Annotated in this window: 17 protein-coding genes; 6 read left to right on the top strand and 11 right to left on the bottom strand. The window is 72.9% G+C overall.

Features of this window, described 5'->3' with window-relative positions:
- The first annotated feature begins 117 nt into the window (after positions 1-117).
- Positions 118-669: a hypothetical protein gene (locus tag ABD140_RS25875; RefSeq protein ID WP_344243575.1), complete on the top strand. Its 552-nt coding sequence runs from the start codon at positions 118-120 to the stop codon at positions 667-669.
- A gap of 112 nt (positions 670-781) precedes the next feature.
- Here the strand turns inward: ABD140_RS25875 and ABD140_RS25870 are convergent, their stop codons facing one another.
- From ABD140_RS25870 to ABD140_RS25845, 6 genes are all read right to left on the bottom strand, one after another.
- On the bottom strand, positions 782-2,413 hold the full coding sequence (locus tag ABD140_RS25870) for a solute symporter family protein (RefSeq protein ID WP_344243574.1): 1,632 nt from the start codon (positions 2,411-2,413) through the stop codon (positions 782-784).
- Positions 2,410-2,730 carry a DUF485 domain-containing protein gene (locus ABD140_RS25865; RefSeq protein WP_344243573.1) on the bottom strand — a complete coding sequence of 107 codons (321 nt, stop codon included), beginning with the start codon at positions 2,728-2,730 and terminating at the stop codon, positions 2,410-2,412. The genes ABD140_RS25870 and ABD140_RS25865 overlap by 4 nt, the downstream gene beginning before the upstream one ends.
- Before the next feature lie 204 nt (positions 2,731-2,934).
- Entirely contained in the window at positions 2,935-4,404 is a 1,470-nt protein-coding gene (locus tag ABD140_RS25860) for a sodium/solute symporter (protein WP_344243572.1), read from the bottom strand.
- A complete protein-coding gene (locus ABD140_RS25855; protein ID WP_344243571.1) occupies positions 4,401-4,775 on the bottom strand; it encodes a hypothetical protein in 375 nt (124 codons plus the stop codon). Before ABD140_RS25855 ends, ABD140_RS25860 begins: the two co-directional genes overlap by 4 nt.
- A 70-nt stretch (positions 4,776-4,845) precedes the next feature.
- Positions 4,846-5,565, bottom strand: coding sequence for a LytR/AlgR family response regulator transcription factor (locus ABD140_RS25850; protein WP_344243570.1), 720 nt, complete (start codon positions 5,563-5,565; stop codon positions 4,846-4,848).
- Positions 5,566-5,596: 31 nt separating this feature from the next.
- Positions 5,597-6,730, bottom strand: a complete 1,134-nt coding sequence (locus tag ABD140_RS25845) for a sensor histidine kinase (RefSeq protein WP_344243569.1) — start codon at positions 6,728-6,730, stop codon at positions 5,597-5,599.
- Positions 6,731-6,784: 54 nt separating this feature from the next.
- Here ABD140_RS25845 and ABD140_RS25840 point away from each other — a divergent pair, with 54 nt between their 5' ends.
- From ABD140_RS25840 to ABD140_RS25820, 5 genes are all read left to right on the top strand, one after another.
- On the top strand, positions 6,785-7,696 hold the full coding sequence (locus tag ABD140_RS25840; RefSeq protein ID WP_344243568.1) for a formylglycine-generating enzyme family protein: 912 nt from the start codon (positions 6,785-6,787) through the stop codon (positions 7,694-7,696).
- A gap of 120 nt (positions 7,697-7,816) precedes the next feature.
- On the top strand, positions 7,817-8,734 hold the full coding sequence (locus ABD140_RS25835) for an ABC transporter ATP-binding protein (protein ID WP_344243567.1): 918 nt from the start codon (positions 7,817-7,819) through the stop codon (positions 8,732-8,734).
- A gap of 10 nt (positions 8,735-8,744) precedes the next feature.
- Complete coding sequence (locus tag ABD140_RS25830) at positions 8,745-9,449, top strand: ABC transporter permease (protein WP_344243566.1); 705 nt, start codon at positions 8,745-8,747, stop codon at positions 9,447-9,449.
- 4 nt (positions 9,450-9,453) lie between these two features.
- Entirely contained in the window at positions 9,454-10,686 is a 1,233-nt protein-coding gene (locus ABD140_RS25825; protein WP_344243564.1) for a sensor histidine kinase, read from the top strand.
- The gene (locus ABD140_RS25820; RefSeq protein WP_344243563.1) at positions 10,679-11,314 is read left to right on the top strand and encodes a response regulator; all 636 of its coding nucleotides are present in this window, start codon (positions 10,679-10,681) and stop codon (positions 11,312-11,314) included. The genes ABD140_RS25825 and ABD140_RS25820 overlap by 8 nt, the downstream gene beginning before the upstream one ends.
- 9 nt (positions 11,315-11,323) lie before the next feature.
- Here the strand turns inward: ABD140_RS25820 and ABD140_RS25815 are convergent, their stop codons facing one another.
- The 5 genes from ABD140_RS25815 to ABD140_RS25795 form a co-directional block, all read right to left on the bottom strand.
- Positions 11,324-13,270, bottom strand: coding sequence for a protein kinase domain-containing protein (locus tag ABD140_RS25815; RefSeq protein ID WP_344243562.1), 1,947 nt, complete (start codon positions 13,268-13,270; stop codon positions 11,324-11,326).
- A gap of 87 nt (positions 13,271-13,357) precedes the next feature.
- Complete coding sequence (locus ABD140_RS25810) at positions 13,358-14,341, bottom strand: ABC transporter ATP-binding protein (protein ID WP_344243561.1); 984 nt, start codon at positions 14,339-14,341, stop codon at positions 13,358-13,360.
- 60 nt (positions 14,342-14,401) lie between these two features.
- The gene (locus tag ABD140_RS25805; RefSeq protein ID WP_344243560.1) at positions 14,402-15,139 is read right to left on the bottom strand and encodes a thioesterase II family protein; all 738 of its coding nucleotides are present in this window, start codon (positions 15,137-15,139) and stop codon (positions 14,402-14,404) included.
- An 18-nt stretch (positions 15,140-15,157) separates the two neighbouring features.
- The gene (locus ABD140_RS25800; protein WP_344243559.1) at positions 15,158-15,808 is read right to left on the bottom strand and encodes a GNAT family N-acetyltransferase; all 651 of its coding nucleotides are present in this window, start codon (positions 15,806-15,808) and stop codon (positions 15,158-15,160) included.
- A gap of 2 nt (positions 15,809-15,810) precedes the next feature.
- A complete protein-coding gene (locus ABD140_RS25795) occupies positions 15,811-16,023 on the bottom strand; it encodes an MbtH family protein (protein ID WP_344243558.1) in 213 nt (70 codons plus the stop codon).
- Positions 16,024-16,054 lie beyond the last annotated feature (31 nt).

Genomic DNA, 16,054 nt, shown 5'->3' with positions numbered 1-16,054 from the left:
GACCCTGTCAGGCGATGAGGACGATTCCCTTCCTCATTGATCGGAGGATCCCCGGCCGACCGGTGGGGGGAGAACTTGGAGTTCGCCGTAAAAGGGAAAACCGACTTGAATGCCGGGATGAGTAGAAGAGTGCTGATCTTCGCGGCGGCGGGACTGGCCGCCGTCCTCGTCGTCGCCGCTGCTTTCTTTCTCCTGCGCGACGACGGGGGCGGGAAGGACCCCTCGGCGCGCGCGTGCGACGTGCTGACCGAGCAGACCGCGAAGTCCCTGCTGGGCGAGGTGTCGCGGGGCACCGACTCCGACGACGGGGCGATCACGCGGTGCCAGTACCTGTCGGAGTCCACGGGCGGGTCGGTCGACCTCACCGCGCAGCGCTACCGGGCCGCCGAGGGGCGGAGCGCCGTCGAGCTGGCCCAGGAGGGCATCCGCGGCCTGCACGAGGGGCGCAGCACCGCCTATCCCGGGCTCGGCGAGGAGGCCTACCTCCTGTCCGTCGAGGGGCCCGGCGGGCCCTCCGGGCAGCCCGGGGAGACGGCGACGACGCTGTCGGCGCGGGTGAAGGACCTGCGGGTCACGGTCTTCCTCAACGGGGCGCCCGACGCGGAGCGGGCGCGGACGGCGGCCGAGAAGCTGATCCGCGACTACCTGGAGCGGGCCGGCGGGAACTGATCCCTTACAGGCGGAGAGCGCGGTCCCGGCCAGGGCGCGAGTGAAAGAGGCCGGGACCGCGCTTCCCCCGATTCCCCGGCGGAGGCCGGAGGGGTCAGCGGATGACGGCGGTCTAGTGGGGGGACGCCTTCTCGGCGCCGATGCCCGTCAGGGAGCGGACCTCCATCTCGGTGTACTTGTCGGCGCGGTACTCCTTGCTGAGGATCGTGCCGAGGTAGCCGAAGAGGAAGCCGAGGGGGATCGACACGAGGCCGGGGTTCTCCAGGGGGAACCAGTGGAAGTCCACGCCGTCGGGGAAGAGCGCCGTGCTCTTGCCGTCGGGGCCCACCTTGCCGGAGACCACCGGGGAGAAGATCACCAGCAGGACCGCCGAGCCGAGGCCGCCGTAGATCGCCGAGACGGCGCCCGCGGTGTTGAACCTCTTCCAGAAGAGGCTGTAGAGGATCGCCGGGAGGTTGCCGGAGGCCGCGACGGCGAAGGCCAGCGCGACGAGGAAGGCGACGTTGAGCTTCTGCGCGAAGATGCCGAGGACGATCGAGATCGCGCCGATGACGAACGCGGAGATCTTCGCGACGCGCACCTCCTCCTTCTCCGTCGCCTTGCCCTTGCGGATGACGTGGGCGTACAGGTCGTGCGCGACCGAGGAGGAGGACGCCAGGGTCAGGCCCGCGACGACCGCGAGGATCGTGGCGAAGGCGACCGCGGCGATGAACGCCAGCAGGATCGTGCCGCCGACGCCGCCGAAGACGATGTCGCCGATCTTCTCGGCCAGCAGGGGCGCCGCGGTGTTGCCCGCCGCGTTGGACGCGGCGATCTCCTTGGAGCCGACCAGCGCGGCGGCGCCGAAGCCCAGCACCAGGGTGAGCAGGTAGAACACCCCGATGATCCCGATGCCCCACAGCACCGACTTGCGGGCGTCCCGGGCCGTCGGCACCGTGTAGAAGCGGATGAGGATGTGCGGCAGGCCCGCGGTGCCCAGCACCAGCGCCAGGCCGAGGCTGATGAGGTCGAGCTTGCCGGCCAGGCCCTGGGCCTCGGTGCCGTACTTCAGGCCGGGCTCCAGGAAGGCGTCGCCCTTGCCGCTCTGGGAGGCCGCCTCGCTCAGCAGGCTGGAGAGGTTGAAGCCGTACTTGCCGAGCACCAGCAGGGTGATCAGGGTCGCGCCGCCCATGAGCAGGACGGCCTTGACGATCTGCACCCAGGTGGTGCCCTTCATGCCGCCCACGACCACGTAGACGATCATGAGGATGCCGACGCCGACGATGGTCAGCGCCTTGGCCGCCTCACCGGTCAGCCCGAACAGCAGCGCCACCAGCGCGCCCGCGCCGACCATCTGGGCCAGCAGGTAGAAGACCGACACGATGATGGTGGACACGCCCGCGGCGGTGCGCACCGGCCGCGGGCTCATCCGGAAGGCCAGCACGTCGGCCATGGTGAACTTGCCGGAGTTGCGCATCAGCTCGGCGACCAGCAGCAGCGCCACCAGCCAGGCCACCAGGAAGCCGATCGAGTACAGGAAGCCGTCGTAGCCGCTGAGCGCGATGATCCCGGCGATGCCCAGGAACGAGGCCGCGGACATGTAGTCGCCGCCGATCGCCAGGCCGTTCTGGGCGGCGGAGAAGGAGCGCCCGCCGGCGTAGAAGTCGGTGGCGTCCTTGGTCTGCCGGGAGGCGCGGACCGTCAGGACCAGGGTCAGGCCGACGAAGACCAGGAACAGCGTGATCGCGAGTGCCTCGTGGCTCACCGGTCCGCCTCCTCTCGCAGGTTCTCGGCGAGCGGGTCGAGCCTCGACCCGGCGTAGCGGGAGTACCAGTAGGCGATCGCGAACGTCGAGACGAACTGCAGCAGCCCGAAGACCAGCGCGACGTTGATCGAGCCGAGCACCTGCTGCCCCATGAAACCGCGCGCCCACCCCGAGAGCACGACGTACAGCAGGTACCAGACGAGAAAGGCGACGGTGACGGGGAAGACGAAGGAGCGGAACCGGCGCCGCAGTTCGGCGAACTCAGGCCGCGCCCTGACCTCCTCATAGACGGTGATCTCCTCGGGAGCGCTACTCACCAAGGCCTCCTTACGGTGACGGGGGTCACGACGGATGGCGTGCGCCCACAACGTAAAGCCCCGACCACGCCCAGAGGAGACATGTATCGTCGAGGTGCGGCCGAGTTGCGTTCATCCCCGGCGACATGCGACGAACGGTCGATTCAACGCGTTGAGCGGCAGCGCGACCTCTCGACGGCCTCCCGGTGGCCTTGCGACGGCCCCTCAGACCCGCCGCGGCCGCCAGTCGCCCCGGTCCAGCCGCAGCCCCTCGGGCGTGTGCAGCCGCACCATCGTGCGCGCCACCCCCGCGGGGCGGGCGGTGCGCCGGGAGACGCCGACCATCACCAGGAAGGTCAGCGGCACCGTCCAGGCGCCCGGCTGGGCCAGCAGCGCCGCCGCCCAGCCCTCCCCCGGCCCGGCGGCGACCGTCCAGACCACCGCCGCGCCGGTCAGCCCGCCGCCGGTGAGCAGGCCCGCCAGCGCCCCGGCCGCGGTCAGCCCCCGCCACCAGATGCCCAGCACCAGCAGCGGGCAGAAGGTCGACGCCGACAGCGCGAAGGCCATCCCGACCATGGTCGCCACCGGCAGCGACGACGGCAGCGCCAACGCCAGCGCCAGCGGCACGCCCAGGGCCGGGACGGTCGCCGCGCGAAACGAGCGCACCCCGCCGCGCAGCAGGTCCTGGCCGATCACCCCGGCGACCGACACCGTCAGGCCCGAGGAGGTCGACAGGAACGCCGCGAAGGCCCCGGCCGTCAGCAGCGCCGTCAGCGCCTCGCCGAGGGCGCCGCCGAGCAGCCGCCGCGGCAGCTCCAGCACCACCCCGTCGGTGTCGGCGAGGTCGGCGGCGTACAGCTTGCCGAGCGCCCCGTAGACGGCCGGGAGCAGGTAGAACACCCCGAGCAGCACGAGCACGACGGCCGTGGTGCGCCGGGCGGCGCGCCCGTCGGGGTTGGTGTAGAACCGCACCAGGACGTGCGGCAGCCCCATGGTGCCCAGGAACGTGGCGAGGATCAGCGAGTACGTCGAGTACAGCTGCTGGTCGCCGGTCACCGGCAGCAGCCACGCCTCGTCGGCGATGCCGGGGGCGCCGTCGCGCCGCCAGGCCGCCAGCAGGAACACCAGCGGGACGGCCAGCGCGGTCAGCTTCAGCCAGTACTGGAACGCCTGGACGAGGGTGATGCTGCGCATCCCGCCGCCGAGCACCCCGATGATGACGACCGCGGCCACCAGCGGGCCGCCCGCCCAGGCCGGCGCGCCGGTCATCCCGGCCACGACGCGTCCGGCCGTCTGGAGCTGCGGCAGCAGGTAGAGCCAGCCGATGAGCACCACCAGCAGGCTCGCCGTCCGCCGCACGGCCATCGACTCCAGGCGCGCCTCGGCGAAGTCCGGCAGCGTGTAGGCGCCGGATCTGCGCAGCGGCGCCGAGACCAGGACGAGCAGCACCAGGTAGCCGCCGGTCCAGCCGACCGGCAGCCACAGCAGGTCGGCCCCGCCCGCCAGCACCAGCCCGGCGACGCCCAGGAACGAGGCGGCCGACAGGTACTCGCCGCCGATCGCCGAGGCGTTGGCCAGCGGCGAGACCGTCCGGGACGCCACGTAGAAGTCCGACGTCGTCCGCGACAGGCGCAGCCCGTAGGACCCGGCGAGCAGCGTCGCCACCGCGACCAGCGCCACGGCCGCCAGGTTCACCGGCGCTCCACCAGTTCCTCGAAGTCCTTCTCGTTGTGCTCGGCCTGGCGCACGTACCACCAGCCGAGCCCGGCGAACACCGGGTAGACCGCCACGGCCAGCAGCAGCCACGGCACCGGGAGGCCCAGCAGCCGCGCCTCGCGCAGCGGCGGGACCAGCAGCAACAGCAGCGGCAGCCCGCCGACGAGCAGGGCGAGGAGCGTGCACACGAACAGGGACAGCCGCAGCTGCGAGCGCACCAGCGCGCTCATGTACACCTCCCCCAGCCGGGTCTGCTCGTCGATCTCCCGCGTCCCCGGGCTGGGTCTGCGCCGCTCCGCCCCCGTCCGGGGACTGGTCACCCGCACCCGCCGCCCGCTCACCGCGTCCACTCGCCCAGCATGCAGGGCTCCGCCCCGGGACACGCCGTATCCGGCTCCGCGCGCCGGACGGCCGGGAGGGTCATGGGCGGTCCCGCCGGAGGAGGAGGTCGCGCAGCTCGCGGGTGTGGCGGCGGCTGACGGGCAGCTCCGCCCCGGCGACGACGACGGTGCAGCGGCCGCTGTCGAGGCGCAGCTCGGTGATGTGCCGGACGGCGACGAGGTGGCTGCGGTGGATGCGCACCAGGCCCGCCTGGCGCCAGCGGTCCTCCAGGGCGGCCAGGGGGATGCGCACCAGGTGGGCGCCGGAGGCGGTGTGCAGGCGGGCGTAGTCGCCCTGGGCCTCGATGTAGTGGACCTCGCCCGGCTGGACGAAGCGGGTGACGCCGGACAGCTCGACGGCCAGCGGCTCGGGGTCGGGCGGCGGGGCGGTGTCGTCGGTGATGCGCCGGACGGTCTCGGCGAGGCGTTCGGGGCGCACCGGCTTGAGGAGGTAGTCGGCGGCCTGGACCTCGAAGGCGTGGACGGCGTGCTCCTCGTGCGCGGTCACGTAGACCAGGCGGGGCGGGGCGGCGAACTGGGCGAGGAGCCGGCCGAGCACGATGCCGTCGAGGCCGGGCATGCGCACGTCGAGGAAGACCGCGGCGAACGGGCGGTCGGCGGCCAGGGCGCGGTCCAGGGCGCGCAGGGCCGCCGCGCCGTCGCGGACGCCGCTGACCTCGCTGATCCGGGGATCGGAGCGCAGCAGGTACACCAGGTCGTCCAGGGCGGGGGCCTCGTCGTCGACTGCCAGCACGCGCATCCCCAAAGCGTGATGACCCTCACAAGTGTTGTCAACCGGCCGAAACCCCCGGATGATATTTCGGCACCCGGAGCCCGATCCGCGTCCCCGCGCCGACCGCGGTCTCCACCACCAGCCCGTAGTCGTCCCCGTAGACCTGGCGCAGCCGGGAGTCCACGTTGGCCAGGCCGATCCCCACCTCGCCCGACCGCTCCCCCGCCAGGACCCGGCGCATCTCCTCCGGATCCATGCCGACGCCGTCGTCCTCGACGCTGATCCGGCACTCCGACCCGGCGTCCTCGGCCAGCAGGATGATCCGCCCCGGGCCCGGCCGCCCCTCCAGGCCGTGCCGGACGGCGTTCTCCACCAGCGGCTGCAGGCACAGGAACGGGACGGCCACCGGCAGCACCTCCGGCGCGATCCGCAGCGTCACCCGCAGCCTGTCCTCGCCGAAGCGGGCGCGCGCCAGCAGGAGGAAGCGGTCGATGTTGTGCAGCTCCTCGGCCAGGGTCGTGAAGTCGCCGTGCCGCCGGAAGGAGTAGCGGGTGAAGTCGGCGAACTCCAGCAGCAGCTCCCGCGCCCGCTCCGGGTCCGTCCGGACGAACGAGGCGATCGTGGTGAGCGCGTTGTAGACGAAGTGCGGCGAGATCTGCGCCCGCAGCGCCCGCACCTCCGCCTCGGCCAGCAGCGTGCGGGAGCGGTCGAGCTCGGCCAGCTCCAGCTGGGTGCCGATCCAGCGGGCCACCTCCTCGGTCGCGCGCACCAGCCCGGCCGAGGCCTGCTCCCCGTAGGCGACCAGCGATCCCACCACCCCGCCCTCGGTGGTCAGCGGCACCACCACCGCGGCGCGGCCGTCCGGGAGCTCCACCACCCGCGAGCGGCCCGAGGCCAGGGACTCGGCGGCGAGGTCCAGCGCCGCCGCCGGTCCGGTGAGCACCTCGTCCAGGTCGGTGATCGCCAGCCCGTCCGCGCCCAGCAGCTCGCGCAGGTGCCGCCCGGCCTTCTCCGCGCCCTGGCGGGTCAGCCCGCCTCTCAGGGCGGGCGCGGCCAGGGACGCCTTGTGCAGGGTCTCGAACGCGGCGCGCTCGGCCGGGCCGCCGAGGTCGCGCCGCCGCAGCCGCACCAGCAGGAGCACCGCTCCCGCCACCAGGAGCACCGCCGGCAGGGCGGGCAAGAGGAAGTCCACCCGGCAAAAGTTAGCCCCGGACGGGCATCTCCGGACGGGGGATAGCCTGAGATCATGGCCTCCGAGTCCTCCGTTCCCCCCTGCTGCGCCGCCTCCCGTCCGGCTTCCGCGCCCCGGCCCGTCACGTTGGGCGCGCCTCCCCCGGCGCGGAACGACCGGCCGTTGAAGGGCATGATCCGCCTGGAGGGCGGCGTCTTCCGCATGGGCAACGAGGACGAGCACGCCAACCCGCTGGACGGCGAGGGCCCCGTCCGCGAGGTGGAGGTGGCGCCCTTCCGGATCGACCCCACCACCGTGACCAACGCCCAGTTCGCCCGCTTCGCCAAGGAGACGGGCTACGTCACCGAGGCCGAGCGCTTCGGCTGGTCCTACGTCTTCCACCTGCGGCTGCCCCCGGAGATCGCCGACAGCACCCCCGCCCCCGACGGCACCCCCTGGTGGCGCGCGATCGAAGGCGCCTACTGGCGCGCTCCCGAGGGCCCCGGCTCCGACGTCCAGCGCCGCCAGAAGCACCCCGTCGTCCACGTCTCCTGGCGCGACGCCGAGGCCTACGCCTCCTGGGCCGGCAAGCGCCTGCCCACCGAGACCGAATGGGAGTTCGCCGCCCGAGGCGGCCTCGACCAGGCCGTCTACCCCTGGGGCGACGAGCTCTTCCCGCGCGGCCAGCAGCGCTGCAACATCTGGCAGGGCCAGGGCGTCTTCCCCGACCACCACACCGGCGACCCCGGCCCCGTCCCCGCCGACTCCTACCGCCCCAACGCCTACGGCCTCTACAACACCGTCGGCAACGTCTGGGAGTGGTGCGCCGACTGGTTCGACGACGCCCGCGACCGCCGCTCCATGCGCGGCGGCTCCTACCTCTGCGACGACTCCTACTGCAACCGCTACCGCGTCGCCGCCCGCACCGCCAACACCCCCGAGTCCAGCACCGGCAACACCGGCTTCCGCTGCGCCGCCGACGCCTGACCCCCGCGTTCCGTCCGGGCGCCATCCACCGATCGGCTGATGCACGGGTCAGTCGATTCCACCTCTGATCATGACCGGCGGGTCGATGTCCGGAGCCTGCCGGAAAAACATGATTGAGGCATGGCAGTCATCGAGGTCGCGGACCTCAGCAAGCGATACGGGGACCGGACGGTCCTGGACGGCGTCTCGTTCACCGTCGAGGAGGGCGAGATCTTCGGCGTCCTCGGCCCCAACGGGGCCGGGAAGACCACCACGGTCGAGTGCATGGAGGGGCTGCGCAGGCCCGACGGGGGCTCGATCCGGGTGCTCGGCCTCGACCCCGCCAAAGACGGGCGCGTGCTGCACGAGCGCATCGGGGTGCAGCTCCAGCACACGCAGCTTCCGGAGAACATCAAGGTCTGGGAGGCGCTCGACCTGTACGCCTCCTTCTACGCCGCGCCGAAGGACTGGCGGGGGCTGCTGGACGAGTGGGGCCTGGCGGACCTGCGCAACGCCCGTTTCGGCAAGCTCTCAGGCGGCCAGAAGCAGCGGCTGTTCATCGCCCTGGCGCTGGTGGGCGACCCGGAGGTGGCGTTCCTCGACGAGCTCACCACCGGGCTCGACCCGCAGGCACGCCGCGCCACCTGGGAACTGGTCAAGCGGGTGCGGGCGTCCGGCGTCACCGTGGTCCTCGTCAGCCACTTCATGGACGAGGTGGAGGAGCTGTGCGACCGCGTGGCCGTGCTCGACCGGGGCGGCGTCGTCGCGCTCGACACCCCCGCCGGGCTGATCGACGGGGTCGACGCCGAGCACCAGATGCGGTTCACGCTGATGGACGGCGACACCCGCGACCCCGCCTCCCTGCTCGGCGGCGTGCCCGGAGTTTCGGGCGTCGTCCGCGACGGCAGGCGGGTGACCGTCACCGGGCGGGGCGACTTCGCCACCGCCGTCACCTCGGCCCTGGCCCGCGAGCTCGTCCCCGTCGCCGACCTGCGCATCGACAAGCGCACGCTCGACGACGCGTTCGTCGCCCTGACCGGCCGTTCCCTCCAACTCTGAGGACACCCCCGTGACCGCACTCGCCAAGCTCACCACCATCGAGTTCAAGCTGCTCCTACGCGAGCCCGGCTCGATGTTCACCTTCCTCATCCCGCTCTTCATCCTGATCGTCTTCGGCGGTTCGATCGAGCCGGGCGACACGCTGCTCCTGCCCATGACGCTGGCGATCGCGGTGGGGCTGGTGGGCCTGTACCTCCTGCCCACCACGCTGGCCGCCTACCGGGAGCGCGGCATCCTGCGGCGGCTCTCCCTCACCCCGGTGCGGCCGGGGAGCCTGCTGGCCGTGCAGCTCATCCTGCAGCTCGTCCTCGCGCTGGCGGCCTCCGGCCTGCTGCTCGCCGTCGCGGGCACCGTCCTGGACGCGCACCTGCCGACCGGGGTGCCGGCGTTCGCGGCGGCCTTCCTCCTGGGCACGGCCGCGATGTTCTCCGTCGGCCTGCTCATCGCGGCCCTGGCGCCGAACGGGCGCGCGGCCAACGGGATCGGCGTGCTGCTGTACTTCCCGATGGCCTTTCTCGCCGGTCTCATCCAGCCCGTGGGGCAGATGCCCGATATCGTGGCCGAGATCGGGAAGTACACCCCGCTGGGGGCTTTCCGGCAGGCCCTGCAGGACGTCTGGGCGGGAGCGTCTCCGGCGCCCCTCCTCCTGGCCGTCATGGCGGCCTACGCGGTGGTCGTCAGCCTCGCCGCGGCCAAGCTCTTCCGTTGGGAGTAGGACGATGACGGCGACGGGCGCGCGCCTGGACCGGTGGGAGCACCTCCTGGCGCGCCTCATGGCCGCCGTCCCGTTCCTCCTGCTGGTGATCTCCCTGGTGCTCGCCCTGCTCACCGACGAGCGGCCGTGGGCGTACCACCTCGGCACCGCCGGCCTCACCGCGCTCGCCGCGGCCTGGACCGCGGTGACCGCCCCCCGCAGCGCGGCGGTCCACGTCACCGGACTGGTGATCATGATTGCCGCGCTCTGCACCCGCTCCATCTGGTTCGCGGGCTTCTTCGCCTTCGCCGGCTACCTCTCCTCCTGGCAGACGCTGAACGGGAAGTGGCGGTACGCCGGGATCACCGCGACGGCGGCGATCAGCATCACCGCCTACACCGGCGGACTCCCCGAACCCACCCCGTCCGCGATCCTCACCCACCTGTTCTTCACCGCCGCGATCGTGGCCGTCGTCAGCCTGTTCAGCTTCTCCGGGGACGTCACCGCCGAACGCAGCGCCGAACGCAAGCGGATGGTCGCGCGGCTGGAGGAGGCGATGCGGGAGAACGCCGGGCTGCAGGCCCAGCTCCTCGTCCAGGCCCGGGAGGCGGGCGTGCTCGACGAGCGCCAGCGCATGGCCGCGGAGATCCACGACACCCTCGCCCAGGGCCTGACCGGCATCATCACCCAGCTCCAGGCGGCCGCCCGCGCCGAGGCGGACCCGGCGGTCCGGCGGCGGCACCTCGACACCGCGACCCGGCTGGCCCGCGAGAGCCTCGCCGAGGCCCGCAGGTCCGTCCACGCCGTCGGCCCCGGCGAGCTCGAGTCCGCCTCGCTGCCCGACGCGCTCGCCGGACTCGCCGCCGGCTGGTCGGAGCGCAACTCCGTACGCGCCGAGTTCACCGCGACGGGCCCGGAGCGCCCCCTGCACCCGGAGATCGAGGCGACCCTCCTGCGCATCGCCCAGGAGGCCCTCGCCAACATCGCCAAGCACGCCGAAGCGTCCCGCGTCGGCCTCACCTTGTCCTACATCGACGACGTGGTGAGCCTGGACGTGCGCGACGACGGCGCGGGCTTCGACCCGGCGCGCTCCCCCGACGGCGGCGGCTTCGGCCTGACGTCGATGCGCAGCCGGGTGGCCCGCCTCGCCGGCACGTTCGAGCTCGAGTCCGAGCCCGGGTCCGGCACCGCGGTCTCCGCCATCGTCCCCGCCGTCCCCGCCGTCCCCGCCCGCTCCGAGGAACCCCCCAGTGCCTGACGCCCCCATCCGGCTGCTGATCGCCGACGACCACCCCATCTTCCGCGACGGCCTCCGCGGCATGTTCGCCGACGACCCGGCCTTCGAGGTCCTCGCCGAGGCCGAGAACGGCGCCCGCGCCGTGGAGCTCGCCCGCGCCCTTCAGCCCGACGTGATCCTCATGGACCTGCGCATGCCCGTCATGAACGGCGTCGCGGCCATCAAGGAGCTCACCCGCCTCGGCGTCCCGTCCCGCGTCCTGGTCCTCACCACCTACGACACCGACCGCGACGTCCTGCCCGCCATCGAGGCCGGAGCCACCGGCTACCTCCTCAAAGACGCCCAGCGCGACGAACTCGTCCGCGCCATCACCACCGCCGCCCGCGGCGAGACCGCCCTCTCCCCCTCCGTCGCCACCCGGCTCCTCGGCCGCGTCCGCACCCCCGACACGCCCTTGAGCGCCCGCGAACTGGAGATCCTCCACCTCATCTCCCAGGGCAACAACAACCGCGAAACCGCCGCCCGCCTGTTCATCAGCGAGGCGACCGTGAAGACCCACATCCTGCACCTCTACGCCAAGCTCGGCGTCAACGACCGCGCCGCGGCCGTCGCCACCGCCTTCCAGCGCGGCCTCCTCCCCCTGGAGTGAGCGGCGGGGTCAGTTGACGGGGGCCTGGGTGGGGGCGGTGGGGGTGAAGGTCGTGAGGTGGTAGTCGTCGAAGTAGGCGACGGTGGCGGGCCAGGAGCCGCTGTCGCGCTGGACGACGAAGCCCACGCGGCCGCCGGTGTAGGGGGTGGTGGCGTCGGTGTGGTCGAAGGCGAGCTCGCCGTCGACCCACAGGGCCAGGCGGGTGCCGGAGTCCTCTACGGAGCACACGGCCTGGATGCGGTGTTCGCCGGAGTTCAGGGGCGGGACGGTGCCCCGGGCGAGGAAGGCGCGGGTGCCGGTGGTGGTCTTGCCCAGGCGGGCGTGGCCCTGGCGGTCGACCATCAGCTCGTAGTTGCTGTTCTTGTCACCCTCGGCGTTGTCGCCGAAGCACAGGAAGCCGGCGCTGGCGGCCTGGTTGCCCTCGGTGATCTGCATCTTGGCGGACAGGAGGAGGTCCTGGCCGGGGTCGTTGAGGGTGTTGCGCCAGACCCAGTACGCGGTGGAGGTGTCGGGGGTCTGCTGGCGCCATCTGCCGTTGTCGTAGGTGGCGGCGGCGAGGTCGGTGGGGAAGCCCGAGGCGCGGTCGCTGAAGTCGTCGGGGCCGATGATGGTGTGCAGCGCGGCGGGCGGGAGCACCTTCGGCGGGTCCTCGGGGTCCTCCTCGCCGCCCAGGACGTACAGGGGGCTGCCGGGAATCACCAGGAGGGCGATGAGCAGGGCGCCCACCATGCCCAGGGCGACGAACACGCCGTACAGGACCGCCTTGCCGCCGTTTCCCGGCCGGGTCGCGCCGCCGGGAGCGATCGGCGGTGACTGCCAGGAATGGGGGGCGCTGTTCCAGGGGGCCTGCGGCGGCACCTGGGGTTGCGGGGGCGCGTGCTGCGGTGCCCCGTGGTGCGGAGGCGGGGGCTGCTGGAAGGGCTGGGCGGGCTGCGGCTGCATCCAGGGCAGCGGGGTCTGCTGCGGCGGGGGCGCCTGGTTCTGGCCGTGCTGCGACGGGGCGGGCTGCTGCAGCGGTTGCGGCTGCACGGTCGGCTCCGACTGCGAAGGGTGCGCGGCGGGCTGGGAGGAGGCGGCGGGGGCGTGCTGCCGCCAGACGGTCTCGACCCGCTGGACGGCCTGCTCGGGCGCGACGGCGGGCTGGCCCATGAGGTAGGCCAGCAGCTGCGGGACGGTGGGGCGCAGCTGGGGGTTCTTGTTGAGGGACTGCTCGACGATGGTGCGCAGGCGGCCCTCCAGGCCGTCCAGGACGGGATCGCCGTGGCTGATCCGGTAGATGACCTCCGGGAGGGTGTGCGCCTCGAAGGGGGAGCGGCCGTTGGCGGCGAAGGCCACCACGCAGCCCCAGGAGAACACGTCGACGGCCGGGGTGAGCGGCTCCTGGCGCAGCAGTTCGGGGGCGAGGAACGCCGGGGTGCCGATCATCGCGCCGGTCCGGGTGATCTGGCCCTCGCCGTCCACGGTGCGGGCGATGCCGAAGTCGATGACGCGGGGGCCGAGCGGCGACAGCAGCACGTTGGACGGCTTGAGGTCGCGGTGCACCAGGCCGGCGGCGTGGATGGCCGACAGCGCGGTCGCCATGCCGACGGCCAGGCCCTCCAGGTCGGCGTCGCGCAGCGGGCCGCCGTCGCGGACCGCCTGCTCCAGGGTGGGGCCCTGCACGTACTGGGTGACGACGTACAGCGGGGGGTTCTCCAGCTCGGCGTCGAGCACCGCGGCGGTGCAGAAGCGCTGCACCCGGCGGGCGGCGTCGACCTCCCGCCGGAACCGCTCGCGGAAGCGGGTGTCGTCGGCGAGGTCCGGGCTGATCACCTTGACCGCCACCCGGCCGCCGCCGGGTGCCTCGCCGAGGTAGACGATGCCCATACCGCCCCGGCCCAGCCGCCCGAGGAGCCGGTAGCCGCCCAGCCGCTCGGGGTCGCCGCTCTCCAGGGGGTCGGTGGAGGGTTCGCTCATGGAGCCAACCGTACGCTACCCGCCATGCCCCATGTGGGAGTGATCAACGCACCTACCGGATCTATCCGAATGATGGGTATCTCACGCTCAGCGGCGGGTGAGCCGGTCCCAGTCCACCAGCCAGTCCCTGCCCTCGTCGTCGATGAAGGACCCGGGCGGCGCCTGCAGCCCGTGCGCCTGCAGCCACCGGCCGGGACGCTGCTGGAACGGCCGCGGCCGGCCGCTGCTGGGCATGATCTGCGGCGGGATCGGCGCGGGTTTGGCGGTCGCGTGCCAGCCGGCGTCCTCCAGGCCGAGCGCGGCGGCGTCCTTCTCCTCGGCCATGCCGATCGGGCCCTCCCGGCGGGCGTTGAAGAACTGGGTGACCGCCGGGTCCCGGCTGGTGAGCATCATCTCCCGCGGCCCGAACGCCACCAGCCCGCGCCGGAACAGCAGCCCGAGGTTGTCGGGCAGCACCCGGGCGGTGCCGATGTCGTGGGTGACGATGAGGATCGTCGCGCCGGTCTCGGCGTTGATGTCGGCGAAGAGCTGGTTGAGGTAGGAGGTGCGCACCGGGTCCAGCCCGGAGTCCGGCTCGTCGACCAGGAGGATCTCCGGGTCGAGCACCAGCGCGCGGGCCAGCCCCGCGCGTTTGCGCATGCCGCCGGAGATCTCGCCGGGCAGCTTGTTCTCCGCGCCGAGCAGCCCCACCAGCTCCATCTTGGACATGGTGATCTCGCGGACGCGGTGCTCCTTGAGCTTGGTGTGCTCGCGCAGCGGGAAGGCCACGTTGTCGTACACGCTCATCGAACCGAACAGCGCGCCGTCCTGGAACAGCACGCCGAACCTCCGCCGCAGGTCGTGGAGGCGGCGTTCGTGCAGTTCGGGGACGTCCACGCCGTCCACCCACACATGGCCCCGGTCGGGCCGCAGCAGCCCGATGAGGTTCTTGAGGAAGACGGACTTGCCCGTTCCCGACGGCCCGAGCAGCGCAGAGATCTGCCCCGCCGGGATCGTGAACGTCACGTCCTCCCAGATGATCTGGCGCCCGAAGGACTTCTTCAGCCCCTCCACCCTGATCTCGACTCCCATGACCGGAAGGTACGCCGGGAACCGCGGCCTGAGAGGGCCCAATCACGGGCCCTTGCCGGATCAGGCCGCGGGGATGCCCAGGGCGCCGTGGATCTCCGCCAGCAGCTCCTCCTGGCGGTCGTTGAGGTAGAAGTGGTCGCCGGGGAAGGCCTTCAGCTCGAACGCGCCGTCGGTGAGCTCGCCCCAGCGCGCCACCTTCTCGACGGTGCCGTGCGGGTCGGCGTCCCCGGCCAGCCCGGTGACGGGGCAGGTCAGCCGCGGACCCGGCCGGTGCGCGTACTTCTGGATGAGGCGGTAGTCGGCCCGCACGTACGGCAGGACGAGGGCGCGCAGCTCGGGGTCCGACAGCGCCGCGCCGTCGGTGCCGCCCAGCTCCACCAGGTGGGCGACGAGCGCGTCGTCGTCCTTGTCGGCCGGGTTGCCGCTCTCGTCGCGCAGGTGGACGGCGGGCGCGCCGGACAGGAACAGGTGCGCCGGCGGCACGCCGCGGGCCTGCAGCGCCAGCGCGGTCTCGTAGGCGAGGATCGTGCCCATGCTGTGGCCGAAGAGGGCGAGCGGCCGGTCGGTGAGCGGGGCGAGCGCGGCGGCGATCAGCCGCGCCGCCTGCCGCGCGTCGCTCATCATCGGCTCGCGGATCCGGTCGGCGCGGCCGGGGTACTGGACGGCGTGCACCTCCAGCGCCGGGCTCGCGGCCTTGCCCCACGTCCGGTAGGCGACGGCCGAGCCGCCCGCGTGCGGGAAGCAGACCAGGCGGGTGGTCGCCCAGGGCCGCGGGTCGGGGCAGCGGAGCCAGCTCACGGTGTTCCTCGTTCCTCTCTAGGTCTGTGCGGCGACCGGTTCCCCGGCGGGCCCCTCCACCGGCTCCAGCCGGGGGTCGCGGGGGTCGCCGGGCAGCGGCCAGGGCGCCAGCCGGGGGTCGGGGACGTGCTTGGTCCCGCTCTCCTCGGCCGCGACGGCGAACCCGCGCCGCAGGTAGTTGGCCTTCGCGTTGGGGTGATCGAGCGTACTGGTGCGCAGCCAGACGCGTTCGGTCGGCCCCAGCCCCCTGCCCCACAGCCTGCCGCGCTGCCAGGCGCGGCGCACGCACTGCTCCACCAGGTAGCCCCCGAAGCCGCGGCCGACGAACGCCGGCACCAGCCCGACGAGGTGGATCTCGGTGTCGCCGCCGGGCTGGGCCTCCAGCTCGAAGTAGCCGGCGACCGTGCCCTCGGCCAGCGCGATCCAGGTGCCCAGCTCGGGCCGGTCCACCCACTTGGCCCAGTCCTCGTACGACCAGGAGAACCGGTCGGTCCAGCAGACCCGGGCGCCGACGGCCGCGTACATGGCGCGGTTGAAGTCCGCGGAGGGCACCCCGGCGAGGCTGAAGGCGAGCTCGCCGGCGGGCAGGGGGGCGGGCCGGAGCGCGCCGGGGTCGCGCATCTCCATGGTCCACTCGGTGACGGGAAGGGCGGTCTCCGGGGGCGCCAAGGTCAGGAGCCCATGGCCTCGACGAGGCTCTTGGGCCGCATGTCCGTCCAGTGCTCGTTGATGTACTCCAGGCAGGCCTGGCGGGTGTCGGTGGTCTTGGCGACGGTCCAGCCCGCGGGCACCTCGGCGAACGTCGGCCACAGCGAGTACTGGCCCTCGTCGTTGATCAGCACGACATAGGTGGCTTCGTCGTTCTCGAAGGGGTTGGTTGCCATCAGGGGGTTCCTTCCATACCGGGATGAATGG

This window comes from Actinocorallia libanotica, from assembly GCF_039525175.1.
GTDB lineage: Bacteria > Actinomycetota > Actinomycetes > Streptosporangiales > Streptosporangiaceae > Actinocorallia > Actinocorallia libanotica.
The sequence above is the reverse complement of the archived record's forward strand: the minus strand, read 5'-3'. Positions and strand labels throughout refer to the sequence as shown.